24 protein-coding genes are annotated in these 24,119 nt (G+C 70.2%); 10 read left to right on the top strand and 14 right to left on the bottom strand.

The features are described from left to right. Positions 1 to 141 precede the first annotated feature (141 nt). The 4 genes from AB5I40_RS07600 to AB5I40_RS07615 are packed head-to-tail and all read left to right on the top strand — an operon-like array spanning position 142 to position 4,787. A complete protein-coding gene (locus AB5I40_RS07600) occupies positions 142 to 1,152 on the top strand; it encodes an ABC transporter substrate-binding protein (RefSeq protein WP_370937715.1) in 1,011 nt (336 codons plus the stop codon). Next, on the top strand, positions 1,139 to 1,933 hold the full coding sequence (locus AB5I40_RS07605) for an ABC transporter ATP-binding protein (protein WP_370937716.1): 795 nt from the start codon (positions 1,139 to 1,141) through the stop codon (positions 1,931 to 1,933). Before AB5I40_RS07600 ends, AB5I40_RS07605 begins: the two co-directional genes overlap by 14 nt. Further along, positions 1,934 to 3,523, top strand: a complete 1,590-nt coding sequence (locus tag AB5I40_RS07610) for an ABC transporter permease (RefSeq protein WP_370937717.1) — start codon at positions 1,934 to 1,936, stop codon at positions 3,521 to 3,523. 46 nt (positions 3,524 to 3,569) lie between these two features. Further along, complete coding sequence (locus tag AB5I40_RS07615) at positions 3,570 to 4,787, top strand: amidohydrolase family protein (protein ID WP_370937718.1); 1,218 nt, start codon at positions 3,570 to 3,572, stop codon at positions 4,785 to 4,787. Positions 4,788 to 4,794: 7 nt separating this feature from the next. Here AB5I40_RS07615 and AB5I40_RS07620 read toward each other — a convergent pair whose 3' ends face one another. Next, positions 4,795 to 5,604: an IclR family transcriptional regulator C-terminal domain-containing protein gene (locus tag AB5I40_RS07620; RefSeq protein WP_370937719.1), complete on the bottom strand. Its 810-nt coding sequence runs from the start codon at positions 5,602 to 5,604 to the stop codon at positions 4,795 to 4,797. A 128-nt stretch (positions 5,605 to 5,732) separates the two neighbouring features. Between AB5I40_RS07620 and AB5I40_RS07625 the strand changes: the two genes are divergently transcribed. From AB5I40_RS07625 to AB5I40_RS07640, 4 genes are all read left to right on the top strand, one after another. Continuing rightward, positions 5,733 to 6,296 carry a flavin reductase family protein gene (locus AB5I40_RS07625; protein ID WP_370937720.1) on the top strand — a complete coding sequence of 188 codons (564 nt, stop codon included), beginning with the start codon at positions 5,733 to 5,735 and terminating at the stop codon, positions 6,294 to 6,296. A 23-nt stretch (positions 6,297 to 6,319) separates the two neighbouring features. Beyond that, positions 6,320 to 7,891: a 4-hydroxyphenylacetate 3-hydroxylase family protein gene (locus AB5I40_RS07630; protein WP_370937721.1), complete on the top strand. Its 1,572-nt coding sequence runs from the start codon at positions 6,320 to 6,322 to the stop codon at positions 7,889 to 7,891. Positions 7,892 to 7,963: 72 nt separating this feature from the next. After that, entirely contained in the window at positions 7,964 to 8,701 is a 738-nt protein-coding gene (locus tag AB5I40_RS07635) for an adenylyltransferase/cytidyltransferase family protein (protein ID WP_370937722.1), read from the top strand. A 97-nt stretch (positions 8,702 to 8,798) separates the two neighbouring features. Further along, a complete protein-coding gene (locus AB5I40_RS07640; RefSeq protein ID WP_370937723.1) occupies positions 8,799 to 9,287 on the top strand; it encodes a beta-class carbonic anhydrase in 489 nt (162 codons plus the stop codon). Here the strand turns inward: AB5I40_RS07640 and AB5I40_RS07645 are convergent. The 6 genes from AB5I40_RS07645 to AB5I40_RS07670 are packed head-to-tail and all read right to left on the bottom strand — an operon-like array spanning position 9,284 to position 15,083. Further along, the gene (locus AB5I40_RS07645) at positions 9,284 to 10,450 is read right to left on the bottom strand and encodes an ROK family protein (RefSeq protein ID WP_370937724.1); all 1,167 of its coding nucleotides are present in this window, start codon (positions 10,448 to 10,450) and stop codon (positions 9,284 to 9,286) included. The genes AB5I40_RS07640 and AB5I40_RS07645 overlap by 4 nt on opposite strands. Before the next feature lie 47 nt (positions 10,451 to 10,497). Continuing rightward, positions 10,498 to 10,851: a 4Fe-4S dicluster domain-containing protein gene (locus AB5I40_RS07650; RefSeq protein WP_370937725.1), complete on the bottom strand. Its 354-nt coding sequence runs from the start codon at positions 10,849 to 10,851 to the stop codon at positions 10,498 to 10,500. Further along, positions 10,848 to 12,425, bottom strand: coding sequence for an FAD-dependent oxidoreductase (locus AB5I40_RS07655; RefSeq protein WP_370937726.1), 1,578 nt, complete (start codon positions 12,423 to 12,425; stop codon positions 10,848 to 10,850). The genes AB5I40_RS07650 and AB5I40_RS07655 overlap by 4 nt, the downstream gene beginning before the upstream one ends. Next, positions 12,425 to 13,264, bottom strand: coding sequence for an ABC transporter permease (locus AB5I40_RS07660; protein ID WP_370937727.1), 840 nt, complete (start codon positions 13,262 to 13,264; stop codon positions 12,425 to 12,427). The genes AB5I40_RS07655 and AB5I40_RS07660 overlap by 1 nt, the downstream gene beginning before the upstream one ends. Then, positions 13,261 to 14,079, bottom strand: a complete 819-nt coding sequence (locus tag AB5I40_RS07665; RefSeq protein WP_370937728.1) for an ABC transporter ATP-binding protein — start codon at positions 14,077 to 14,079, stop codon at positions 13,261 to 13,263. The genes AB5I40_RS07660 and AB5I40_RS07665 overlap by 4 nt, the downstream gene beginning before the upstream one ends. Then, complete coding sequence (locus AB5I40_RS07670) at positions 14,079 to 15,083, bottom strand: ABC transporter substrate-binding protein (RefSeq protein ID WP_370937729.1); 1,005 nt, start codon at positions 15,081 to 15,083, stop codon at positions 14,079 to 14,081. The genes AB5I40_RS07665 and AB5I40_RS07670 overlap by 1 nt, the downstream gene beginning before the upstream one ends. A gap of 234 nt (positions 15,084 to 15,317) precedes the next feature. On the opposite strand from AB5I40_RS07670, the gene AB5I40_RS07675 reads away from it, so the two are divergent. Next, complete coding sequence (locus tag AB5I40_RS07675; RefSeq protein ID WP_370937730.1) at positions 15,318 to 16,244, top strand: TauD/TfdA dioxygenase family protein; 927 nt, start codon at positions 15,318 to 15,320, stop codon at positions 16,242 to 16,244. Positions 16,245 to 16,294: 50 nt separating this feature from the next. Here AB5I40_RS07675 and AB5I40_RS07680 read toward each other — a convergent pair whose 3' ends face one another. Beyond that, complete coding sequence (locus AB5I40_RS07680) at positions 16,295 to 17,236, bottom strand: amidohydrolase family protein (RefSeq protein WP_370937731.1); 942 nt, start codon at positions 17,234 to 17,236, stop codon at positions 16,295 to 16,297. Between the two features lie 71 nt (positions 17,237 to 17,307). Between AB5I40_RS07680 and AB5I40_RS07685 the strand changes: the two genes are divergently transcribed. Then, positions 17,308 to 18,072, top strand: coding sequence for a helix-turn-helix domain-containing protein (locus AB5I40_RS07685; protein ID WP_370937732.1), 765 nt, complete (start codon positions 17,308 to 17,310; stop codon positions 18,070 to 18,072). On the opposite strand, the gene AB5I40_RS07690 is transcribed toward AB5I40_RS07685, so the two are convergent. From AB5I40_RS07690 to AB5I40_RS07715, 6 genes are read right to left on the bottom strand one after another with little or no spacing between them, the layout of a single operon-like run. Further along, a complete protein-coding gene (locus AB5I40_RS07690; RefSeq protein WP_370937733.1) occupies positions 18,039 to 18,929 on the bottom strand; it encodes an acyl-CoA dehydrogenase family protein in 891 nt (296 codons plus the stop codon). The two genes, AB5I40_RS07685 and AB5I40_RS07690, sit on opposite strands and share 34 nt — an antisense overlap. Next, a complete protein-coding gene (locus tag AB5I40_RS07695; protein ID WP_370937734.1) occupies positions 18,929 to 19,996 on the bottom strand; it encodes an acyl-CoA dehydrogenase family protein in 1,068 nt (355 codons plus the stop codon). The genes AB5I40_RS07690 and AB5I40_RS07695 overlap by 1 nt, the downstream gene beginning before the upstream one ends. Before the next feature lie 5 nt (positions 19,997 to 20,001). Next, positions 20,002 to 20,790 carry an enoyl-CoA hydratase/isomerase family protein gene (locus AB5I40_RS07700; RefSeq protein ID WP_370937735.1) on the bottom strand — a complete coding sequence of 263 codons (789 nt, stop codon included), beginning with the start codon at positions 20,788 to 20,790 and terminating at the stop codon, positions 20,002 to 20,004. Beyond that, on the bottom strand, positions 20,787 to 21,557 hold the full coding sequence (locus AB5I40_RS07705; protein WP_370937736.1) for an enoyl-CoA hydratase family protein: 771 nt from the start codon (positions 21,555 to 21,557) through the stop codon (positions 20,787 to 20,789). The genes AB5I40_RS07700 and AB5I40_RS07705 overlap by 4 nt, the downstream gene beginning before the upstream one ends. Continuing rightward, on the bottom strand, positions 21,554 to 22,828 hold the full coding sequence (locus AB5I40_RS07710; protein ID WP_370937737.1) for an MFS transporter: 1,275 nt from the start codon (positions 22,826 to 22,828) through the stop codon (positions 21,554 to 21,556). The genes AB5I40_RS07705 and AB5I40_RS07710 overlap by 4 nt, the downstream gene beginning before the upstream one ends. Positions 22,829 to 22,873: 45 nt before the next feature. Continuing rightward, a complete protein-coding gene (locus AB5I40_RS07715) occupies positions 22,874 to 24,049 on the bottom strand; it encodes a CaiB/BaiF CoA transferase family protein (RefSeq protein WP_370937738.1) in 1,176 nt (391 codons plus the stop codon). Positions 24,050 to 24,119: the final 70 nt, after the last annotated feature.

Here is a 24,119-nt window from a genome sequence, read left to right on the forward strand (position 1 = left end):
GGTTCCCCCGCCACGGCAGCTTAGGCCGCTCCCGCCGGCCGCGAGCGGCGGAGCAAACTGGTATTACCGGTATTGCCTCTGTCCGGTTTTGAGCTTAGCCTTCGTCCACGGCACCCGACCACTGCAGGCAGAGGAGCAAGCGTGGACGACAACCTCCCCCGCGCCGGGATCAGCCGGCGCGACGCGCTCAGACTGGCCGGGAGCGGCGCGGCCCTCCTCGGCACGACCTCGCTGCTGAGCGCCTGCGGCGGCAGCTCAGGCAGCCAGGACTTCAGCCTTCAGCTCGGCTGGGTCCCGGACGCCGAGTACTCCGGCTTCTTCATGGCCGCCGAGAACGGGCACTTCGCGAAGAACGGCCTGACCCCGAAGATCCTCCCCGGCGGCCCGACGACCAGCCCGGAACCGATCGTCCTCACCGGCAAGGCGCTGCTCGCGGTCGAACCGGTCCCGGAGAACGTCGCGAACGCCGCGCAGCGCGGCAACGACCTCAAGATCGTCGGCGCGCAGTTCCAGCGCAGCCCCGAATGCTGGGTCTCGCTGGCCAAAGCACCGGTCAAGACGCCGGGCGACATCGTCGGCAAGAAGCTCGGCATCACGCTGTCCGGCAAGAACACCGCGCTGGCGTTCCTCCGGAAGAACGGCGTCGACCCGGCGAAAGTCACGCTCGTGCCGATCAGTTTCGACCCCGCTCCCCTGGTCGCCGGCGAGATCGACGCACTGTGGGGCATCGCGACCAATCAGCCGGTGACGCTCGGCGAAAAGGGCGCCCAGACGCACACCATGCTGCTGGCGGACTACGGCTTCAACCGGATGCAGGACGTCCTGGTGACCACCGGTGCCGCGCTGAAGGATCCGGACAAGGCGGCGTTGCTGAAGAAAGTCGTCGCGGCGAGCCAACAGGGATGGCAGGACGCGCTGGGCAATCCGGCCGCTGCCGCGCAGACGACCGTGACGAAGTACGGCAAATCCCTTGGCCTGACGGCGACTTCGCAGGTCAAGACGCTCGAAGCGATGAAGCCGTTTATGCAGCCGACAGCGGGCGGCCCGGTGCTCACCATGTCCGACGCGCTGATCAAGGACACCGTCAACGCGCTGCAGAACATCGTCGGTGTCAAAACTTCGCCCTCCTTGTTCACCAATGAACTCTTCTGACGCCATGGCCGCCCAAGGCGGTCTCGACCTGTCCTGCGTGACGAAGACCTTCCACGACGGCAAGCAGCAGGTCGAAGCCGTCCGCGAGTTCTCACTGACCGCGCCGAAGGGAGCGTTCGCCGGGATCATCGGCCCGTCCGGCTGCGGCAAATCCACCGTGCTGCGCATGCTGGCCGACCTCGACACTCCGACGTCCGGCACGATCTCCGTCAACGGCACCGCTCCGCGAGAACTCCGTTCGCAGCACGGGATCGGCGTCGCCTTCCAGGACGCGGGCCTGCTCCCCTGGCGCAGTGTCGAAGCGAACATCACCCTGCCGTTGCAGGTCGCCCGGCGAACACCGGACCCGCGGGACGTCGCCGAGCTCATCGACCTGGTCGGCCTGTCCGGCTTCGAGAAATCGCGGCCGTCGCGGCTTTCCGGCGGCATGCGGCAGCGAGCCGCGCTGGCCCGCGCGCTGATCAACCACCCGAACCTGCTGCTGCTCGACGAACCGTTCGGCGCGCTCGACGATCTCACCCGGCAGCGGCTGAACTTCGAACTGCAGCGGATGTGGCTGGACCGCGGCACCACGACCGTCCTGGTCACGCACAGCATTTCCGAGGCGGTGCTGCTGTGCGACACCGTCGTGGTGATGAGCCCGCGACCCGGCACGATCTCGAAGGTCGTCACGATCGATCTCCCCCGGCCGCGCACCGCCGCGACGCTGCGCGAACCGAAGTTCCACGAGTTGTGCGACGAATTGTCGGCGGTGCTGTTCGAGAACCCGGCGGGCAGCTGAATGCCCCGGCGCACGATCCGCAGATACGGCGGTGCCGCCCTCGCCGCTGTCATCGTCATCGCCCTGTGGCACCTGGTCTCGTTGTCCGGACCGTACGCCAGCGTCGTTCCGTCACCGGTCGAACTCCTCCGGCAGATGTGGAGCGACCGCGGCTTCTACGGTCCCAACATCGCCGCGACGATCAGCGAAGCGGCGCAAGGGTTCTTGTGGGGCAACGCCCTCGCGATCGCCGCCGCCCTGCTGACGTCCCGGTACCGGATCATGCAACGGGTGCTGGAGCGGTTCGCGGTCACCGCGATCGCGTTGCCTCTGGTCGCCGTCGCGCCGATCCTGTCGATCCTCTTCTCGTCCGGGACGCCGAGCGTGATCCTGGCCGCCCAGTCGGTGGTGTTCCTGACCGTCGCCTCCGTCCTCTTAGGACTCCGGTCCGTCAGTGCCGGCTCGGTCGACGTCATCCGCGCCGCCGGCGGCAGCGAATGGACCGTGCTGCGGCGCGCCCGGATCCCCGCCGCGCTGCCGAATCTGGTCGGCGGCCTGCAGATCGCCGCACCGAGCGCGCTGCTCGGCGCGATCATCGGCGAGTACCTCGGCGCCGAGCACGGCCTCGGCGTGGCGATGATCCAGGCGCAGGGCGCGTTCCAGGTGGCCCGGCTCTGGGGTCTGCTCGTCGTGACGTCGCTGCTCGCCGCGATCTGCTACGCCGCGATCCCGCTGATCGCGAAACTGCTGGTTCCCGCGTTGCGCTCGGTCGAGACGACCCTTGGTGCGGCCGAACGCGCCGCGCCGAAACCGAGTGCGGCCCGGCGACTGCTTAGCGGCGGGCTCAGCCTGGTGAGCACCCTCGCGGTCATCCTCGCCGCTTGGTGGGGCGTGGCGATCCTGCTGCCGGGCGCGTCCTCGATCGCCCCGGCCCCGGACCGCGTCCTCCCCTACCTGCTCCACGGCCACACCTCGCTCGGCACCACGGACGCCGAATCGGCCCAGGCGCTCCCGTACATGCTCGGCCAGTTGCTCCGGACGCTCGGCGACACCGGGCTCGGCCTGTTCTCGGGCGTCGTGCTCGCGGTGCTGGTCTCGATCGCCGCCTTCGAGTTCAAGGCGGTCGAAAGCGCGGTCCTCGGCGTGTCGGTCGCGCTGCGCTCCATTCCGATGCTCGCGATCATCCCGCTGCTCGCCTTGGTTTTCGGCCGGGGTCTGGTGGCGGTCACCGTGCTGATCGCGGTGATGACCTTCTTCCCGACTGTCGTCAACGTCCTGCTGGCCATGCGGGCGATTCCCGCCGCGGCCGAAGACATCCTGCGCTCCGCCGGAGCACCGCGCTGGCAAACGATCCTGCGGCTGCGGATTCCCTATGCCTTGCCGGGGCTTCTCGCGTCGGTCAAGATCGCGATTCCCGTTTCGATCGGCGCCGCGATGGTCGCCGAATGGCTGTCGACCGGCAGCGGCCTCGGCGCGACGCTCACCGTCGCCGCCGCGGTCTACGACTACGACTTCATCTGGGGCGCGGTCTTCCTGATCCTGCTGACCTCGCTCGCGGCGTACCACCTCGCCGCCGCGGCGGAAGCCAGACTGGCCGCCCGCCGCTCCTGAATGCCGCTGACCCCGCGTCCCTCGACGCGGGCGGAGAGGAGAAGCAATGCCACGCACCGTGCTGACGAACGGGCGGCTCAACGGAGCCCCGGAGGCACAGACGCTGGTGATCGAGGACGGACGGATCGCGAAGGTCCTCGCCGTGCCGCCCGCCGAGGACGGAGAGGAGCGGATCGACCTGGCCGGCCAGATCGTGCTCCCCGGTTTCGTGGACGGGCACGCCCACCTCGACATGAGCCTGTGGGGCGAACCGTGGGTCCGGCGCACGTCTGAGGCCATCACGATGGAGCAGATGTTCGCCGACACGCTGCAGGACTGGCGGGAAACCACGACGCCCAGCGCGCTGCGCGGCGGCCGGTTCCTCGCCGAATGCATCCGCCACGGGTCGACCAACGTGCGCACTTTCGCCAATGTCGCTCCGGAAATCGGGCTCGAAGGCGTGCACGGGATGCTCGAGGTGCGCGCGGCTTTTGCCGAACAGGTCGATCTGGAGATCATCGCCTTCGGGCAGATCGGCGTCCTCAGCCATCCCGGAACCGCCGACTTCCTCGACGAAGCTCTCAAGCTCGGGATCGACGGGGTCGCCGGAGTCGACCCGGCCGGAATCGACGGGGACGCCAAGGCCTCCCTCGACACCATTTTCGGGCTGGCGGGCAAGTACGGCGTCGCGGTGGACTTCCACCTGCACGAGACCGGAGAACTCGGCCGGTGGCTGATCAGGCAGATCGCCGAACGCACGAAAGCGCTGGGCCTGCAAGGGAAAGTGTCCCTGTGCGACGTCTTCTGCCTCGCCGAGCCCTGGCCGACGCCGGACCAGCTCGCCAAGACCAGCCACGTCCTGGCCGACGCGGGAATCGCCGTCGCGGTCGGCGTGCACGGCCTCCTGCCGGTGCCGGACGTGCGGCGGCTGGCCGAGTTCGGCGTCCCGATGTGCCTCGGTTCGGATTCGTCGCGAAGCCGCTGGTCGCCGTGGGGCGACGGCGACATCCTCGCGCGGGCGATGATGCTGTCGTACAAGTCCTACTTCCGCCGCGACGAGGATCTGGAGTTCGCGCTGTCGATGACTTCCCAGCGGGGGCGGGCTGCTTTCGGTTACGAGAAGGCCGATCTTGCCGCAGGCGATGTCGCCGATCTTGTTGTGCTGCCGGGAGAAGCGCTCGGCGAACTCGTCGTGCTTCCGCCTCCGCGCAGTCTGGTGATGAAGCGGGGAAAGATCGTCGCGCGCGACGGGGTGCTCACGCAAAGTCCTTCCCTGATCAGGTAACCCGAAATCAGTAGAAGCCGTCCCGCTTCACCGGCGCGGGCCTCGGGTCGTACCCGAGGTCCGTGCTGATCGCCGCCGCGGTTTCGAGCAGCACCGGAACGGTTTCCTTGCGCAGCCGTTCCGGGGCGAACCGCCCGGTGGTCGTCGACGAGGCGAGCGCCGCGACGACCGCCCCGGTCCGGTCGCGCACCGGGGCCGAGGCGGACAGCAGTCCCTCCTCCAGCTCTCCGTCCACAACGGACAGACCGGCGTCGCGCACCGCGGAGAGTTCGAGCCGCAGCTTCGCCGGATCGGTGACGGTGCGCGCGGTGTACGCCCGCAGCGGCACCTCCTCCAGGTAGCGGGTGATCCGCTCCGGCCCCGCCCACGCCAGCAGCACCCGGCCCATCGAGGTCGCGTGCGCGGGCAGCCGGGTGCCGACCGCGACGTTGATGCTCATGATCCGCCGCACCGGCACCCGCGCGACGTAGACCGCTTCGTTGGCGTCGAATTCCGCCAGCGACGCCGACTCCCCCGTCGCCTCGGCCAGCCGCAGCAGGTGCGGGTGCGCCAGGTCGATCATCGCCCGGGTCGCCGTGTAGTGCTGGCCGATCGTCAGCACGCGCGGGGTGAGCGACCAGCGAGGTCCGTCGCTGGTCACGTAGCCCATCCGCTGCAGGGTCAGCAGCAGGCGGCGCACCGCCGGACGCGACAGGTTCGTCGCCGTCGCGAGTTCGGTGAGCGTGGGGTTGGTGCGCTCCTCGTCGAAGGCGAGGAGCACGGCGAACCCGCGCTCCAGGCTCTGCACGAAGTCGCGCTCGTTTCCGGCTGCCGTCACGCTCCGCAGTATTTCACCCGCTCCGGGCACGGCCTTGACCTCCGCCGCCTCCTGATGCATCCTTCCTCTCACTGCACGCATAGCGTTCACTTCGTACGCATAGCGTACATCGCACGAGGAGGTGCGAGATGACGGTTCCGTCCCGCGAACTGCGCGACGCGTTCGGCCGGTTCGCCACCGGGGTCACCGTGGTGACCTGCCGCAACGACCAGGACGCCCCGCACGGGGCCACGGTCAACGCGTTCACCGCGGTCTCGCTCGAACCCGCGTTGTGCCAGGTCACGCTCACCCGGCAATCGAAGGCCTGCAGCTACCTCGACGGCGCCGCCTTCGCCGTCAACGTGCTCGGCGCGGACCAGGCAGACACCGCCTGGCACTTCGCCGGACGCCCGGCCGATCCCGGGCCAGAGTGGGCCGAAGGGCCGGTCGCGCCGGTCCTGGTCGGCTCCGCCGCGGTGTACTCCTGCCGGCCGTGGCGCACCTACGACGGCGGCGACCACCTGATCGTGGTCGGCGAAGTCGTCGACATCGCCGTCGAAGACCGGCAGCCGCTGCTGTTCTACGCCGGCGCGTTCCGCGAACTCGGCCCCCGCGAGACCGGCACCCACTGGGGCGGCTCGCTCGACTGCCCCGAGGCGGGCTGGTTCGGCGCCTCGACCACGTTCACCCCGCTGCGCCCGCACGCGGCTTGACCCTCATCCGAAAGGACATCGCGATGACCATCCAGCAGGACCGCTCCGCGGCCGCCGCCCCCACCGCTTCCGCGCCGATGACCGGCGACGAGTACATCCAGTCCATTCAGGACGGACGCGAGGTGTGGATCTACGGCGAGCGCGTCAAGGACGTCACGACGCACCCGGCCTTCCGCAACCCGGTCCGGATGACCGCCCGGCTGTACGACGCGCTGCACTCGCCCGACACCCGCGACGCGCTCACCGTGCCGACCGACACCGGCAACGGCGGCGTCACGCACCCGTTCTTCCGCAGCCCGCACACCGTCGACGACCTGCTCGCCGACCGCCGGGCGATCGAAACCTGGTCGCGGATGACGTACGGCTGGATGGGCCGCAGCCCGGACTACAAGGCCAGCTTCCTCGGCACGCTCGGCGCGAACTCCGACTTCTACGCGCCGTTCGAGGACAACGCGAAGCGCTGGTATAAGGAGTCGCAGGAGAAGGTCCTGTACTGGAACCACGCGATCATCAACCCGCCGGTCGACCGGAACCTGCCGCCGGACGAGGTCGGCGACGTGTTCATGAAGGTCGAGAAGGAGACCGACGCGGGCCTGATCGTCTCCGGGGCGAAGGTCGTCGCGACCGGTTCGGCCATCACGAACTACAACTTCATCGCCCACTACGGGCTGCCGATCAAGAAGAAGGAGTTCGCGCTCATCTGCACGGTGCCGATGGACGCGCCGGGCGTGAAGCTCATCTGCCGCACCTCCTACACGCAGCAGGCCGCGGTGATGGGCAGCCCGTTCGACTACCCGCTGTCCTCCCGGATGGACGAGAACGACACCATCTTCGTGTTCGACAAGGTGCTCGTGCCGTGGGAGAACGTGTTCCTCTACGGCGACATCGAGAAGATCAACGGGTTCTTCCCGGTCTCCGGCTTCATCCCGCGCTTCACCTTCCACGGCTGCATCCGGCTCGCCACGAAGATCGACTTCATCGCCGGGCTGCTGCTCAAAGCACTGGAGATCACCGGCAGCAAGGACTTCCGCGGCGTGCAGACCCGGGTCGGCGAGGTCGTCGGCTGGCGCAACACGTTCTTCGCGCTCGCCGACGCGATGGCGCGCAATCCGGACGAGTGGACCAACGGGACGCTGCTGCCCAAGCTCGACTACGGCCTCACCTACCGGATGCTGATGATCCAGGCGTACCCGCGCATCAAGGAGATCATCGAATCCGACGTGGCCAGCGGCCTGATCTACCTCAACTCGCATTCGGTCGACTTCAAGACTCCCGAGGTGCGGCCGTACCTGGACAAGTACGTGCGCGGCTCCAACGGCTACGAGGCGGTCGACCGGGTCAAGGTCATGAAGGCGCTGTGGGACGCGGTCGGCTCGGAATTCGGCGGACGGCACGAACTCTACGAGCGCAACTACTCCGGCAACCACGAGAACGTCAAGGCGGAGCTGCTGTTCGCCGCCGAGGCCCAGGGCACCACCGAGTCAATGAAGGGCTTGGCCGAGCAGTGCCTGTCCGAATACGACCTCGACGGCTGGACCGTGCCGGACCTGATCGGCAACGACGACGTCTCGTTCCTCAAGAAGCGGGGTTCTTGATCCGCCGCGGCGCCTCCGCGTTCTCCGGGGGGCGCCGCGGTTCCCACCACTGTCCGGCCTCGGGAGGTTCGCGTGAGCACTGTTTTCTGGCACGGCACCGCCGAGGTGCCGGACGGCTGGGGCCGGTCCGTCGTGGCGCTCGGCGTTTTCGACGGACTGCACCGCGGTCACCAGCGCGTGCTCGAGCGCGCTGTGCGCCTCGGCCGGGAGCGCGGCGCGCCGGTGGTCCTCACGACCTTCGACCCGCACCCAGCGACGATCGCCGGACGGCCGCGCGACACCAGGCCGGTGGCGACGCTGGAACATCGTGCCGAACTGGCGCGGAGTCACGGTGCCGACGAGGTGCTGGTGCTCTCGTTCACCGAATGCCTCGCGCGGACGTCAGCCGAGGATTTCGTCGCGGACGTTCTGATGCGCGCCCTGCACGCCACCGCTGTGGTCACGGGCAGCAACTTCCGGTTTGGTCATCGCGGAGCCGGGGACACTGCTCTGTTGCGGAAGCTCGGGCCTGCCTGCGGCTTCACCGCACACGCCGTCGACCTGCTTCCTGGTTGTTCCTCGACGATGGTTCGCACGCTGGTCACGACGGGCGATCTTGCTGGTGCCGCAGCGGTTCTCGGCCGTCCGCACCGGGTGCACGGGACTGTCGAAGGGGAAATCTTCACGCCGTGCACCACGTTGTTGCCGCCGCCGGGGAAATATTGGGCGCACACCCCGCACGGCGACCGGACTGTCGCGGTGGAGTCCGGTCTGCTGATCGCCGATTTGCCGGACGGGCCCACGGCGGTGGATCTCGTCGGCGCGAGGTGAACTCGCGGCCTGGTCCGCCCAGGTGGTGGACACGATTGCGTCCGGATGCGAGGAGCGGTCCACTCGGCCCGTCCATTCTTCTCGCGGAAGGATCCTCATGTCCGTCACCGACGAGCTTCTGGCCAACAACGCCGCGTACGCCGCGAATTTCACCGGGCCGCTCCCCTTGCCGCCCGCCAAGCACGTCGCGGTGCTCGCTTGCATGGACGCCCGGCTCAACGTCTACGGGGTGCTCGGCCTCACCGAAGGCGACGCGCACGTCATCCGCAACGCGGGCGGCGTCGTCACCGAGGACGAGATCCGTTCTCTCGCCATCAGCCAGCGACTGCTCGGCACCACGGAAATCATTCTGATCCACCACACCGACTGCGGCATGCTCACTTTCGGCGACGACGAATTCCGGAACTCGATCCGGCGGGAAACCGGCATCAAGCCCGCTTGGGCCGCCGAGGCGTTCACCGACATCGAGGAGGACGTCCGCCAGTCCCTCGCGCGGATCCGGACCAGTCCCTTCATTCCGCACCAGGATTCGGTCCGGGGCTTCGTTTTCGACGTCGCCACCGGGAAACTCGCCGAAGTCCGCTAGGCGAGGAAAGCGTGCGGGTCGGTGTAGAGCGCGTCCAGTTGCACCGCCCCGGCGGCGACGCCGAGCAGGTCCCGGCCGGGGAAACTCGTCGGGAGCACTCGGCTCGCCGCGTCGACGCGTCCCCGGGAGCGGGCCGACACCTCCGCGCGCGCCGCGTCCCGGCAGGCGGGCAGCTCCGCGATTCCCGGTTCGGCGACCACCAGGACCTCGGGGTTGACCACGTCGAACAACAGCGCCGCGGCACGGCCGATCGTGCGGGCGCGGGCGAGCAGGACGTCGAGCGCGACCGGGTCGCCGGCCCCGGCCGCCTCGACAACGTCCACAATGGACACTCGCCCGGCGCGAGCGGTGACCGCCCATTCGGCCGCGTCGGCCTCGAAACAACCGGACCGGCCGCAGGCGCACCGCGTGCCCGGCGCGCCGAGCGGGAGGTGCGCGACGGTGCCCGCCGCCGAGCCCGGGCCGCGGTACAGCCGTCCGCCGGACACGATCGCGGCGTCGACCACGTTGCCGACGAACAGGTGCACCAGCGATCCGCACCCGCGCGCGGCGCCGAACATCGCCTCCGCCGAGGCCAGCGCGCGGGCGTGCCCGTCGACCCGGGTGGGCAGGCCGGACAGCTCCGCCAGGATCGGCCCGGCGGGCACGTCGTACCAGCCGAGCGAGGAATGCTCGACCAGCACGCCGGTGTCCGGGTCGACCCACCCGCCGCTGGCCACGCCGAGCCCCACCGGGATCCGGCCCTTCTCGTGGTGCTGCCGGAATTCCCGCAGCCGCGCCGCTGTCCCGGCGAGGATCCGCCCGGGTTCGCCGCCGGGATGCGGCACCTGCTCCGAGGCCAAGACCCGCCCGCGCAGGTCCAGTGCGGCGAGGGTGGCGAAGTGGTGGGCGATGTGGACTCCGAATACCACGTGCCGGTCGGCGGCGATGTCGAGTTCAGTCCGGGGCCGGCCGGCCCGGCGGTCCGGAGGCTGAGCTGCCGGGCGCGCGGCGAGGAGGCCGAGGCCGGCGAGGCTCGCGCACTGCCTGCTGACTCCGGCCGGGCTGAGGCCGGTCAGTTCCGCGATGGCGTCGCGGGCCAGCGGGCCGTGCGCGAGGACGGTCCGGAGCACGGCCGCGGCGGAGGTGCTGCCGTGGTCGCGCGCTAGAACACTCGTCGTCATCGGTCAGCTCCCGGCTCGCTCTTCACGTCCGGCGCCGGTCTCGCCGGTCAGCTTGTGATCGGATCCGCGCCCGGGCGCAGCGGCGGCCCGATCGCCAGGCTGGACGCCGGAGCCCGCCCCTTCCCCCACCCGAGCCGTTCCCGGTAGCTGCCCAGCAAGCCGCCGTCCGTCAGCAGATCGGCGTCCTTCGCCAGCGCCCCCTCCGGTTCCGGGGACGTCCGCGGCGAGACGAACAACGCGTCGACCGGGCAGTTCGCCTCGCAGTGGAAGCACGTCTGGCAATCGTCGTGCCTGCTGATCACCGGAATGCCGTCCGCACCGCGATCGAAGACGTTCGTCGGGCAGACCGTGATGCACTTGTCGCACGCGATGCAGCGCTCCGCGGACACCAGTTCGATCACGACACCGCCTCCACGACTGTCCTTTCCGGACGAACCCAAACCGTGTCGAGACCGCCGGTGTGCAGCCGATGCTGCTGCGCCGGGTCCTGCGAACGGAAATCGAGCCGCTTCGCCATCCCCCGCGTCTCAGTGCGAGCCAGCGCCGACCGGTACATCCAGCGCGCGTGCGCGGCCATCGCCGCCGCCTGCCGGGTGCGGACGGACAGTTCGCCGGTGCCGCCCAGCGACGTTCGCAGCCGCGTCCAGATGTCGTCCAGCGAGGCGAGCGCCGGGGTCAGGACATTCCCGTGGCGCAGGTAATTCTTGTCGTAGGGCAGGACTTCGCGCTGTATCGCGGCGATGACCTCACGGTGGTCACCGCCAAGCTGCCCGCCCGGCCGAAGCCCGGCCTCGCCGAGGGCGAGCGTCCGGCGGCCGTGCGCGCGGGAACCGAGCGACCGGGCGTAACGGGCGGCTCCCCGTCCGGCCCAGGTGCCCGACGACATCGCCCAGGCGGCGTTGTGGCTGCCGCCGCCGGTGAAACCGCCGCAGATCAGTTCGCGAGTGGCCGCGTCGCCCGCGGCGTACAGGCCGGGAACTGTGGTGGCGCAGTCGTCCGAGACAATGCGGATGCCGCCGGTTCCGCGGACCGTGCCCTCGGCGATCAGGGTGATCGGGAACTTCTCGGCGAACGGGTCGATGCCCATCCGGTCGAAGGCGAGGAAGAAGTTCGGCTGGGCCAGCCGCATCGCCGCGCGGGACTGCTCGTCGGCCCGGTCCAGGCGGCAGTACACCTTGCCGCGCAGCAGTTCCCGCGCGATCGGCGAGCGCCGGACGCCGCTGGCTCCCTCGAGCACGCTGCCGTCGGCCCGGAAGAACGTGGCGAAATGGTAGAACGCGGTCTTGGTGACCGACGTGCCTTCCGGCGCGATGCCGTAGGCGTTGGAGAACTCCATGCCGGACAGGTCGGCCCCGGCCTCGGCGGCGAACAGCGCGCCGTCCCCGGTGTTGACGTCGCAGCCCAGCGCCTTGGACAGGAACGCGCAGCCGCCGGTGGCCAGCACGACCGCGCCCGCCCGCACCCGGTAGTCCTGCCTGCCGTGGCGCTGGTAGCCGGCCGCGCCCGCGACCGCCCCGGAAGGATCGGCGAGCAGTTCGGTCACCGGGCTGTGGTCGAGGATCCGCACCCCGGCGCGCCGGACGAGCGCCCGCATGCGGCGCAGGTATTCCGGGCCGTGCAGCCCGTTGCGGAGCTGGCGTCCGTCCGGGCCGACGGGGAACGGGAACCGGGCGGCGACCGCGAGTTCGTTGACCCGTTCGTAGGTCTCGTCCAGCACCCGGGCCGCCCACCGCCGGTCGGCGAGCCTGCCGCCGAGCTCCTCGCGGGATTCCATGGCCGCCTCCCGCGCGGCCGGGTCCGGGGGCACGTACCAGACGCCGGTGCCCGCGGCGGCCGTCGCGCCGCTGGTTCCGCAGTAGCCTTTGTCCGCCAGTACGACATCCGCGCCGTCGCGGGCCGCGTGCAGCGCCGCCCACGTCGCGGCCGGGCCGCCGCCCGCCACGAACACGTCGGCGGTCAAGTCGAGCGTTTCCATCAGACGGTCCCTTCCGTGCGCCAGGACGTGAACCGCCGTTCGACGGTCACGAGCAGCTGGTTGAACGCGACGCCGAGTACGGAGATCGCGACGATTCCGGCGTACATCTGCGGGATGGCGAAGTTGTACTGCGAGAAGTTGATCAGGTACCCGAGCCCGGCCTTCGCGCCGACCATCTCCGCGGCGATCACGACGACGATCGCGGCCGCGCCCGCGAGCCGGATCCCGGTGAAAATCGTCGGCACCGACGCGGGCAGCACCACCCGCGCGAACAGCCGCGGCGCGGACAGGTCCAGCGAACGCGCCAGCTTGAGCAGGGTCGGGTCGACGGAGCGCACCGCGCTGATGGTGTTGAGCAGGATCGGCCAGGTGCAGGCGTAGAAGACGATGGCGATTTTCGACGTCTCGCCGATGCCGAGGATCAGCACGAACACCGGCAGCAGCGCCAGCGCCGCGGTGTTGAGGAACACCTGCACCAGCGGGGTCAGCACGTCCGAAACCGGTTTGTACCAGCCGATCAGGACGCCGAGCGGGACCGCGGTCACGACGGCGAGGGCGAATCCGGCCAGCGACCGGGTGAGGCTGGCCCCGGCGTTGGCGGCGAGCTGCCCGTTGCCCGCCAAATCCGCCAGCGCGCCGAGGACGGTGTGGAACGGCGGCAGGAAAACCGGGTCCACCAGGCCCGTGCGCGGGGCGATCTCCCACGCCGCGAGCAGCAGGATCAACGCGATGCTCTTCACGAAGACGGCTTGGAAACGGCCGCGTCCGGCGCGGGGCCGGGTTGCCGCGGGCTCAGTCCGCTCGGTTCTCGTGGTCTCCGGGACAGTAGTGACGCTCATGCTCCGACGGCCTCCTTCTCCAGTTCGTGCGCCCGGGCCACCTCGTCGTGCAGCAGTTCCCAGATCGCGTGCCGGTACCGGGCGAACTCGCCGGTCGAGCGGACGTCCGCCACTTCGTCGCGCCTCGGCAGATCGATCTCGACCACGCTCTTCACCTGGCCCGGCCGCGACGTCAGGACCACGACGCGCTGTCCTAAATAGACGGCCTCGTCGATGCTGTGGGTGATGAACAGGACAGTTTTCCCGGTACGCCGCCAGATCCGCAGCAGCTCGTCCTGCAGCGACTCCCGGGTCTGGGCGTCCAGCGCGGCGAACGGCTCGTCCATCAGCAGCACGTCCGGGTCGTAGGCGAGGCTGCGCGCGATGGCGACGCGCTGTTTCATGCCGCCGGACAGTTCGTGCGGATGCCGGTCGGCGAATTCCAGCAGGCCGACGAGATCGAGGTACTCCCTCGCCCGCCGCGCCCGGTCGGCCCGGCGCACCCCGGTCGCCTCCAGGCCGAATTCGACGTTGCCCTGCGCGGTGCGCCACGGCAGCAACGCGTACTGCTGGAACACGATCCCCCGGTCCCGCCCGGGTCCGCGCACCGGCGCCCCGTCGAGCTGGATCAGCCCGGTGTCCGGTTCGGCGAGCCCGCCGAGCAGGTCCAGTAGCGTCGATTTGCCGCAGCCGCTCGGCCCGACGATCACCGCGAACTCGCCCGCGCCGATCTCCAGGTCGATCCCGGCGAGCGCGGTCAGCTCGCCGCCGGATCCCCGTGCCGGAAAGGTTTTGCCGACGTCGGCGAACCTGATTCCGCTGTGCGCCCCGCTCATCACTGGCCCTTCGCGTACGAGTTGAACTTGTTGGTGTAGAGGTCGCCCGCCTTGACCGAGCCCGGCCGGATGTCGCCGCGCCCGCCCAGCCAGTCGATCCAGAGCTGCAGTTCCTTGTCGGTGATCACGCCGCCGTTGTCCGCGACGCCCCAGGAATCCCAATACTTCAGCGGGTCGGTGTCTTCGTTCCGGTTGCGGCCCTTGACGATCTTCGTGAAGCGTTCGATCACCTTCTCGCGCGGCGTGGTCTTGCTCCATTCGATGGCCTTGGCCACTCCGCTGACGAACGTGCGCACGGTGTCCGGATTGCGTTCGATGAAGTCCTTTCGCAGCACGTAGGTCCCGGCGGTGAACGCGCCGAGCAGCTCGTAATCGGTGAACAACGGCCGGATGCCGCCGCGGGCGAGCGCCTTGTCGCGCAGGATGCCGTCCAGCACGGCCACCTCGATGTTGCCTTGGCGCAGCGATTGTTCGGTGTTCACCGGGGGCAGCGCGACCGGTTCCGCCTTCGCGATGTCCTCTTTGGACACTCCGTGGCGCTGGAGGTAGATGTCGAGCATCGCCTCGGAGTGCGCGCCGAGGGTGTTCATGCCGATCTTCTTGCCCGCCAGGTCGCGCGGGCCGCGGATCGGGCTGTTTTCCAGCACGTAGAAGCCGTTGAACTCCAGCTTGTCCACGCCGTAGTAGCCGAGCACCGAGGTGATCGGGGCCCCGGCCGCGGCGAGTTTGACGACCGCTCCGTTGAACGCGCCGCCGAAGTCCACCTGGCCGGTCGCCGCGGACTGGATGTCCTGCGGCCCGCTGATCGTGTCGCCCACCCACTGCAGCGTCACGTCGCCGAGATAGCCCAGGTCGGCGGCGAGTTCGGGCGGCGTGACCTGGCCCGCCCAGCCCTGGTAGCGCAGGGTTTTCGTGGTGCCGCCGCTCGCCGCGGCGCAGCCGGCCGCCGTCGCCGCGAGCCCCGCGAGGGCAAGTCCCAGAAAGTTCCTTCGGCTCGTGGTCACGGTGGCACGTCCTTTTTTCGACCAGGGGAAAAGGGAGCACGGAATTGCCGGAAGCGGCGTGCGGATCAGGCTGGCAGCAGGCTTTCCGGCAGGCAACGACGTCCCACATCCCGGACTCGGGCCCGCTGCCCGGATTCTGGGACGAATTTGTTTCACCCTGAGCGCAATCTTGCTTTCCGGGCTCGCGGCCGCCCAGTCTTGAAGGCAGCCGAGCACACCGAATGGGAGTACCTGATGACCCTCGCCGACGCAGTGGACACGCGCCTCGCCGTGCACAAGATCGGCGCCGACATCGGCGCCCGCATCGACGGAATCCGGCTCGGCGGCGATCTGCCCGCCGACACCGTCGCGCAGATCCGTGCCGCTTTGCTCGCGAACAAAGTGATCTTTTTCCGCGAGCAGCACCATCTCGACGACGAAGGGCAGCAGGCGTTCGCCCGGCTGCTCGGCGGGCTCACGCAGCCGCATCCGACCGTCCGCAGCACCGGGCTGGGGAACATCCTGCCGATCGACGCGCAGCACGGAAAAGCCAACAGCTGGCATTCCGACGTCACGTTCGTCGACCGGATCCCGGCGATCAGCCTGCTGCGCGCGGTCACTCTCCCCGCCTACGGCGGCAGCACGACGTGGGCGAACACCGCGAACGCGTACGCCAAGCTGCCCGCGTCGCTGCGGGCGCTGGCGGAACGGCTGTGGGCGGTGCACACCAACGCCCACGACTACGCCGGCCGCGCGGACGAATACCGCGTCGGCGGGGTCGACGTGAAGGAACAGTCCTATCGCGACGAATTCCGGTCCGAGATCTACGAAACCGAACACCCGGTCGTCCGCGTGCACCCGGAAACGGGCGAGCGGGTCCTGCTGCTGGGGCACTTCGTGAAGCGCCTGGTCGGCTTGTCCAGCACCGAATCGGCGGCGATCTTCGAACTCCTGCAGGCCCGCGTGACCCGGCTGGAGAACACCGTGCGCTGGCACTGGGCGCCGGGCGATGTCGCGATCTGGGACAACCGCGCGAGCCAGCATTACGGGGTCGCGGATTACGACGATCTTCCTCGCCGCCTGCACCGGGTCACCGTGTCCGGCGACGTGCCGGTCAGTGTCGACGGGGTCCGCAGTACCGCGCGGGTCGGCGACGCGACGGCGTATTCACCGGTGGCCTGAACAGACGTCCGGCCGTGCTGTGGTTCAGCACGGCCGGAAGCGTTCGTTTTTCAGCCCAGTCGCGGGAAAAGCGAGCGGGCGTTGCCGAAGTCGATCGCGCGGGATTGCTCCGGAGCCAACCCGCTTTCCTCGTCCAGGATCTCAGTGAACCTCGTGCCCACTTGCGGTGGCGCGTAAGGAAAGTCGCTCCCGTAGAGAATCCGCCCAGGATCGGCGAACCGGGCAAGCGCCCCGAACGCGTACTCCCCCGACGACAACGCCGTGTCCCAGTAGAAGCTCCGGAACCGCGCCAGGAAGTCCTCGGCCGTAGGCCCGGCAGGCTCCAGCGCGGCCTGGAACTGGCAGAACCGCAACGCCGCGAACGGCACGAAACCGCCCGCGTGCGAAAGGATGATCCGCACGTTCGGGTAGCGCTCGGTGATCCCGTGGAACACCATGTGCACCGCGTTGCGGGTGGTGTCGAAGGGATAGTCCACCAGCGGCCCCGGTATCCCGGGCAGCAGCGGGACGAGCGGATGCGCGGGATGGATGAAGACCACCGCGCGCTGCCGGTCCAGTGCTTCCCACAGCGGCGTGTAACGGTCGTCGCCCAGGTAGACACCGTCGTAGTTGGACAGCAGCACCACGCCGTCGGCCTGGAGCGCTCCATACGCGTGGTCGACCTCCGCGACCGCGCCGTCCACATCGGGCAGCGGGACCGTGGCGAACAACCCGAACCGGTCGGGGCGTTCCCGCACCAGTTCGGCGGTGTATTCGTTGACGCGGCGGGCCGTCTCGCGACGCGCCGCGCCCGCCCAGCCCGTCACGCTCGGGGCGGTGAGCGACAGTAGGCTCGTGGCGATGCCGTTGGCGTCCATGAATTTCAGGTGGTCGTCCGGCGTCCACGGCGGCAGCGTCCAGCCTGACGGGTCGCCGCCGTGCTGTGCGAGGGCCTCGCCCCAGCACGGAGGGACCAGGTGGGTGTGGACGTCGATGCGTGCGCGGTCGGTCATGCCTCCACCGTGCGCCGCGAGCGCCGGGTCCGGGAGGGGAAGGATCCGATCCCCCTCCCCCGGAGCCGCTGATGGCGCGCGACCCCCGGCTTACCCAGCTCGGAGCGTTCCTGCACGCCCGCCGCGACGAGGCCTCGCCGCCCGCCTCAGCCGATCCGAAGCGGCGGCAGGTGCCGGGCCTCCGGCGCACGGAGGTCGCGGCGCTGGCCTTCGTCAGCGACGAGTACTACACGAGGATCGAACAGGGCCGGGTCCTGCCGAGCACCGACGTGATCCGCCGCGTCGCCGCCGCGCTCGGGCTCGACGCCGACCAGACCCGGTACGCCCTGGACCTCGTCGCCGCCCCCGACGCCCCGCCGGCGAACCCCGAGCCGAGCGATCCGCTGCGCCGCCTCGTCGACCGGATGGGCGAGGTGCCCGCGCTCCTCGTCGGACCGGCGACGACGGTCCTGGCCTGGAACGCCGCCGCGGCCCGGCTGCTGACCGATTTCGGCGCGGTCCCGCCGGAGCGCCGCCGGTACGTGCAGATGCTGTACTCCGATCCGGTGCTCCAGAGCCGGTTCGCGGACCTGGAAGCGATGCGGCGCACCGTGATCGGCATCGTGCGCGCGAGCACCCCGGCGGGGCCGCCGCCCGGAGAGTGGCTCGACGAGTTGCTCCGCACGGATCCCGGTTTCAAGACCCTCTGGGAACGCAACGACGTCGTACTGCCGCACACCCGCCTCCGGGTGCGACTCCGCCTGCCGGACGGCGTCGAAGAGACGCTGGACCAGATCGTGCTGCAGGTGGTCGACGATCCTCATCAGCGGCTGATCGCGTTCGTCCCGGCTGAGTAGGGAGCGGTCAGCGACCACAGGGCCGTCTCCTCGACCGGCACCGCGTCGGCACCGTCGTCGCCCCAGCGCGCGCCCTCGTCGCAATCCGCCCAGAGCAGCCTGGTCCGCCAATGCAGTGCGGCTTCGTACGTGACGCCCATCGCGCCGTGCAGCTGGTGCGCGGTTTGGGCGATGCGCGGCACCACAGTCGCGGCGACCTCGCGGGCGGTGGCCAGCGCGAAGGCGAGTGCGCCGTCGTCGCCGGAAAGGCGGAGCCTGACCTCGTGCGTAACCGTTTCCAGTTGCCGGACATCGACTTTCAGCTGTCCCAGCGTCGTCCGCACCGCGGGGATGGCGGCGAGCGGCTTGCCGAACTGGACGCGTTCGGTCACGTACCGCCGGGCTTCGGCGACCGCGCCCTGGGCCGCGCCGAGCATCTCCTGGAGCCGGAGGACTTCGGACAACGCGGTGCGCCGCAACGGGATTTCCGCCGCTGGCACCAGGGAATACGGCCGGTTCGCGAGGTCTCGTCCGGCTTCTTCGAACGCGCCGGCGTCCGCGATCGGCGCCCAGATGCCCTGTGCGGCCGAGTGCACGGCGATGGCGTCCACTGTGGACAGCGGCGTCCCGGCACGGGCGACCAGCGTCTGGCGGAGCGGGAGCGCGATCCCGCCGCGCCCGAGGGCGGTGACCGCACCGCAGGCCGCGTCGATGAGGTCCTGCTCCGGTGCGTCGGCGCGGAGGTCGTCCAGAATGGTCGTCCAGCCGAGCTCCGCAGCGATCCGCCACTGCTCGCGCAGGTCGCCGGGGCGTTCCCAGCCCGCGATCACCTCGCTGACGGAGGCGTCCAGGTCGGCTTCCAGGGTGTGCGTGGTCATCAGTTGTCCCTAGCGATCATCGACAGCATGACTGGGGCGGCGCCGCCCCGGATGCCTGAGGCGGGTGACGCGGCGAGCGCCTGGTCGTAAAGCGCGCGGACGGCGGGAGTGGCTCTAGGCATGAGCGGCCGCGCCCAGTCGATGACGCTCAGCTCGAACTCGTGGCCAAGGTATTTGCTCGTCGCGGCGGGCACGACCGGCGAGCCGCCTGCGTCGAGCACCTGCGCGGTCTCCAGCACCCAGGCCCGCAGGATCTGCAACCGCGCGGCCAGTGCGCGCAGTCCACGCCGTGCGGTGTCGTCGACGAGTCCCGCGGCGAGCACGGCGGACAGCAGCGGATACGTCGAGAGGAACCGTTCCGGGCCGCCCCGTTCGAACGCGAGCTGCCCGACGACCTGCCGCCAGCCTTCGCCGACACGGCCGATCGCCCACCGGCCCGGAACAGCCACCTCGTCCAGGACCACCTCGTTGAAGTGGTGCTCGCCGCGCAGGTCCAGGATCGGCGTGACGGTGATCCCCGGCGAGTCCAGCGCGACGACGAACTCCGTGAGCCCGTCGTGGCGGTCGGCTTCCCGGGAGGTGCGGGCGAGGACGTACAGGTGGCTCGCCCGGTGCGCGCCGCTGGTCCAGATCTTGCGCCCGGTGATGCGCCAGCCGTCGCCGTCCCGGACAGCGGACGTGCGCAGCGACGCCAGGTCCGAACCGGCGTCCGGCTCGCTCATCCCCAGCGCGAAGGTGCACTCCGCGCGCGCCAGCGGCGGGCAGAATTCCTCCTGCAACTCGGGGCTGCCGTGCCGGAGCAGGGTCGGTCCGATCTGCCGTTCGCCGACCCAGTGCGCGGCCAGCGGGGCGCCGGCGCGCAGCAGTTCCTCGGTGACGACGAGCCGGTCGACAGCCGTGCCGCCACCGCCGCCGAGGCGCTCTGGCCAGGAAACGGCCAGCAGCCCGGCTTTGCCGAGTTCGCGGCTGAAGTCCAGGTCATAGGAGCCCGCCCAGGAATCGCAGCGCGGGGTGAACGGGTGCGCGGCGAGGAAATCCCGGACGCGGCGGCGAAGTTCTTCGGTCATCTGGCTCACTCTCCGCGGTATAGCGCCGGACGCTTGCCGACGAACGCCGCGAGCGCTTCGGCGGAGTCGGCGGTCGACTGGACGACGGCTTGGTGCGAGGCGATCAGGTCCAGCGAGGTCCGCAGGTCCGCGTGTTCTCCCGCCCGCACCGCGCGCTTGATCAGCTCGACGGCGACGGGCGGCCGGGACGCCAGTGTCGCGGCGAATTCCCTGGCCCGCGCCGGAAGCTCGTCGTGCGGGCAGGTCTCGTCCGCCAGCCCCCAGGCCAGCGCCTGGTCCGCGTCGACGAACTCGCCGGTCCACAGCAGCCGCAGCGCCCGCGACCGGCCGACGATCCGCGGCAGGTAATGGCAGCCGCCGTCGCCGGGGACGAGGCCGACCCGCACGTACCCTTCCGAAAACCGCGCGCGCTCGGAGGCGATCCGGTAATCGCACATCAGGGCCATGTCCATGCCCGCGCCGACCGCGGCCCCGTTGACGGCGGCGATCAGCGGTTTGGCGAGGTCTTCAGCGGCCATGGCCACCGGGTGCACGTGCTCGGTCATCAGCCGCCTGCTGCCCAGCGGGGTGCGTGGCTGGCCGAGGTCTCCGAGGTCTGCTCCCGCGCAAAAGGCGTCGCCGGTTCCGGTGACGACTACGGCGCGAACCTGGTCGTCGGCTTGGAAAGCGCGGTACGCCTCGGCCCAAGCACGCAGCATTTCGCCGGTGAAGGCGTTCTTCTGCCGCGGCCGGTCCAGGACGATCCAGCCGACATGGTCTTCGACGCGGACGTCGAGACCAGGTGTGGACGTCATCGCGACTCCTTCCTGATGGTGAAACGGGTTTCCGCCCAAGCTGGGCTTCGGCGTTCGAGGAAAGACGCGATCCCTTCCTCGGCCTCGGCACCGTCGCCCAGCCGCGCGGCGAGCGCGGCCAGCTCGCTCGCGTGGGTGCCGAAGAACTGCCGAGCGGCTGTCGTGGTCAGGTGCTTGGCGGCGGCGAGTGCCCCGGGTGCGGCGGAGCGCAGCCCGGCGAGTACCGGGTCGAGCGCCTCGTCGACGTCGTCCGCGGCCAGCGTGATCAAGCCGATGCGGGCGGCCTCGGCGGCGTCGAAGCGTTCTCCGGTCAGGTAATAGCGAGAAGCGGCCCGCGGATCCAAGCGCGGGAGCACGGTGGTCGACAGGACGGCCGGGGCGAGCCCGATGCGCACTTCGGTGAACGCGAAACTCGCGGCCGGGCTCGCCGCGACGATGTCGCACGCGCCGAGCAGCCCGAGCCCTCCCGCCCTGGCGTGCCCGGTCACGCGAGCGACCACGGGTTTCGGCATCTCGACAACCGTGCGCAGCAGACCGGTCAGCTGCTCGGCGGCGAGTCCGGTGCCCGCGCGGGCTTCGGCCAGGTCGATGCCTGAGCAGAACGTCTCGCCGGTGTGTGTGAGCAGCACCGCGCGGACGGCCGGATCCTCGGCGGCGCGGCTCAGCTGCGCAGTGAGTTCGCCGACCAGCCGGACCGACAGGGCGTTGCGGTTGTGCGGCGAGTCGAGGACAAGGGTGGCGATTCCGTCTTCGTCGGTACGCCTCATGCGGCACCGACTACCGACGGGGCGAGTGCGGGCAGCCGCCGCTGGTCTCGTTCCGGATTGATCAGCACCGTGCCCACGACCGCTCCCGCCAGCAACAGCGCGCCGCACACCCCGAACCCCGCCGCATAACCGTTTCGCGCGGTGAGGAAACCGCCCATCACCAGCGGCGCGAACACCCCGGCCGAGGTGGCGATGGCGGTCGTCGCGGCGGTCACGGCGAGGCGGCGTTCCGGCGGAACCAGCTCTCCGATCAGCAGCCACACCATCGGATAAAACGCGCTCGGCAGCCCGAACGCGATCGCGATCAGCACGATCGCCGTGACCTTTTCCGTGTGCGGAAAGAGAATCATCGCGGCTCCGGAGACGGCGAGCAGCGCCATCCCGGGCAGGCAGTACGCGCGGCGACTGCCCGCTCCCCGGCGGCGGAACCGCGTGGAAACCGCGCCCATCACCAGGATCACGACGGTCGCGAACAAGGACGGCAGTGCGGAGAGCGTGCCCGCCTGCTGAGGCCCGATCCCGAGCCCGGACGACAGGTAGCGGGGCAGGAAACCCAACGCGGTGGTAGTCGCCCAGAACGCGACGAAACCCGCGAGGACCGCGCCGAGCACCGTTCCCGACCGGAAAAACACGCGGTACGGCACCGGTTCGCGGCTCACGCCGGAGGACACAGTGGACTTGGCGTAAGGACCGTCGTTCGCGAACAACAGCCACGCGCCAGCCCACACCACCGACAGCGCGAACAGGACGCCGAACGCGGTCCGGTAGCCGAAGTCCGCGATGATCCAGCTGAGCAGCGGCGCGCTCGCCACGACGCCGAGGGTTGGTCCAATGTGGACCAGAGCGTTGGGCAGCGCCCGGTCGCGGGTGGCGAACCAGCCGTAGACGGTGTGCGTCGCCGCGGGCACCGCGGGCCCTTCCGCCGCGCCGAGCGCGATCCGCGAAGCGAGCAAGGCGCCGAAGCCGAGCCCGGCCGCCATGGGCAGCGCGGTCAGTCCCCAGACGAGGGCGAGCACGGCCATGACCCGGGTTGTGCGGCGCTTGGCGGCGGCGAACCCGACGACGATGCCGGAAACGCTGAACAGGAAATAGAAACTGGACTGCACGAGGGCGTAGTGCTCCTCGCCGAGGCCGAGGTCTTTCATGATCGGCTCGGCGGCGAGCCCGACCACGGTCTTGTCCGCGTAGTTGATCAGCAGGAACAGCAGCACGAGCGCGGTGACGGTCCACGCCCTCCCGGGGCGCGGGGCGAGAGGTTCGGACGGTGCCATGGGTTCTCCTCGGGACGACGGCGTTGTCGCTGGGACAGAACAGGTTCAGTCGAGCCGGGCCGGGTCGAAACCCGCTTCGGCCAGCACTTCGGCGGTGTCCGCGCCGACGGGCGGGAACTGTCGGTAGATCCCCGGCGGGGTGCGGGAGTAGCGCACCGGCGGGGCCACGAGACGGCAGGCGCCCTCGGTCGGATGCTGGACCGTCCGGACGAGACCGCCTTGCCGGGCGTACTCGCTCTCGGCCGCCTCCTGGAGGCTGTACACGGGATGCGCGGGAATGCTGACGCGGTCGCAGAACTCCTGCCACTGCGCGGAAGTGAACTGCGGGGTGAGTTCGCGGACCTGGCCATACAGCTCGTCGGCGTGCGCGACGCGGGCAGGCATGTCCGCGAAGCGCGGATCGGCGGAAAGCTCGGGACGGCCCGCGCGGGCGAAAAAGTCGCGCCAGTTGCGGTCGTTGTAGGGCAGGATGCACATCCACCCGTCGGCCGTGCGGCACGCCCGCCGCTGCTTGCTCAGGACGCGCGGGTAGCCGTATCCGGGCTCCTCCGCCGGTTCCAGCGAGGCTCCGGCGAGGTGCTCGACGAGGTTGAACGCGATCATGGTGTCGGCCATCGGCACCTCGACGTGCTGGCCCTCGCCGGTGCGGTCGCGATGGCGCAGCGCGGCCAGCACGGACTGGACGATGAACAGGCCGCACACCTTGTCCGCCAGCACGGTCGGCACGTAATAGGCCTCGCCGGTGACCTGTTCGTTCAGCCAGACCAGTCCGGAGGCGGCCTGGAGGATGTCGTCGTACGCGGCGTTGTCGCCGAGCGCGGAATCGCTCCGGAAACCCTGCGCGCTCACGTAAACGAGCCCGGGGCGGGTGTCCGCCAAGTCGTCGTAGGCCAGCCCGAGCCTGCGCAGCGCGCCCGGCCGGACGTTGGTGACGAACGCGTCGGCAGTGTCCAGAAGCGCGAGCAGCGCGTCCCGTCCGGGTCCGGTCTTCAGGTCGAGGCACACGCTGCGCTTGTTGCGGTTGAAGTTCAGCGCCGCGCCCGCCATCCCGTCGTGCCGGCGCGGTTCGAAGTGCCGGGTCGGATCCCCGCCGGGCGCCTCGACCTTGACGACGTCCGCGCCGAGGTCGGCCAGCTGCGCCCCCGCGTACGGGCCCATGATCACCGTCGCCAGCTCGACGATCCGCAATCCGGTCAGCGGCCCGGTGGGCGTCCCGTCCATCCCTCGTACCTCCTGCGTCGTCGGCTGCACTCAGTCAAGTCGAGGTCATTCATCTGCCGCCAATACTTCT

The organism is Amycolatopsis sp. cg13 (genome assembly GCF_041346965.1).
GTDB lineage: Bacteria > Actinomycetota > Actinomycetes > Mycobacteriales > Pseudonocardiaceae > Amycolatopsis.

Bases quoted from the DNA above. Each gene is read 5' to 3' on its own strand.
- AB5I40_RS07695 (WP_370937734.1), bottom strand. From the start codon at position 19,996: ATGACCGAAGAACTTCGCCGCCGCGTCCGGGATTTCCTCGCCGCGCAC.
- AB5I40_RS07685 (WP_370937732.1), top strand. From the start codon at position 17,308: ATGGCGCGCGACCCCCGGCTTACCCAGCTCGGAGCGTTCCTGCACGCC.
- AB5I40_RS07710 (WP_370937737.1), bottom strand. From the start codon at position 22,828: ATGGCACCGTCCGAACCTCTCGCCCCGCGCCCCGGGAGGGCGTGGACC.
- AB5I40_RS07675 (WP_370937730.1), top strand. From the start codon at position 15,318: ATGACCCTCGCCGACGCAGTGGACACGCGCCTCGCCGTGCACAAGATC.
- AB5I40_RS07645 (WP_370937724.1), bottom strand. From the start codon at position 10,450: ATGACGACGAGTGTTCTAGCGCGCGACCACGGCAGCACCTCCGCCGCG.
- AB5I40_RS07615 (WP_370937718.1), top strand. From the start codon at position 3,570: ATGCCACGCACCGTGCTGACGAACGGGCGGCTCAACGGAGCCCCGGAG.
- AB5I40_RS07605 (WP_370937716.1), top strand. From the start codon at position 1,139: ATGAACTCTTCTGACGCCATGGCCGCCCAAGGCGGTCTCGACCTGTCC.
- AB5I40_RS07665 (WP_370937728.1), bottom strand. From the start codon at position 14,079: ATGAGCGGGGCGCACAGCGGAATCAGGTTCGCCGACGTCGGCAAAACC.
- AB5I40_RS07625 (WP_370937720.1), top strand. From the start codon at position 5,733: ATGACGGTTCCGTCCCGCGAACTGCGCGACGCGTTCGGCCGGTTCGCC.
- AB5I40_RS07655 (WP_370937726.1), bottom strand. From the start codon at position 12,425: ATGGAAACGCTCGACTTGACCGCCGACGTGTTCGTGGCGGGCGGCGGC.
- AB5I40_RS07715 (WP_370937738.1), bottom strand. From the start codon at position 24,049: ATGGACGGGACGCCCACCGGGCCGCTGACCGGATTGCGGATCGTCGAG.
- AB5I40_RS07705 (WP_370937736.1), bottom strand. From the start codon at position 21,557: ATGAGGCGTACCGACGAAGACGGAATCGCCACCCTTGTCCTCGACTCG.
- AB5I40_RS07660 (WP_370937727.1), bottom strand. From the start codon at position 13,264: ATGAGCGTCACTACTGTCCCGGAGACCACGAGAACCGAGCGGACTGAG.
- AB5I40_RS07640 (WP_370937723.1), top strand. From the start codon at position 8,799: ATGTCCGTCACCGACGAGCTTCTGGCCAACAACGCCGCGTACGCCGCG.
- AB5I40_RS07680 (WP_370937731.1), bottom strand. From the start codon at position 17,236: ATGACCGACCGCGCACGCATCGACGTCCACACCCACCTGGTCCCTCCG.
- AB5I40_RS07690 (WP_370937733.1), bottom strand. From the start codon at position 18,929: ATGACCACGCACACCCTGGAAGCCGACCTGGACGCCTCCGTCAGCGAG.
- AB5I40_RS07700 (WP_370937735.1), bottom strand. From the start codon at position 20,790: ATGACGTCCACACCTGGTCTCGACGTCCGCGTCGAAGACCATGTCGGC.
- AB5I40_RS07610 (WP_370937717.1), top strand. From the start codon at position 1,934: ATGCCCCGGCGCACGATCCGCAGATACGGCGGTGCCGCCCTCGCCGCT.
- AB5I40_RS07630 (WP_370937721.1), top strand. From the start codon at position 6,320: ATGACCATCCAGCAGGACCGCTCCGCGGCCGCCGCCCCCACCGCTTCC.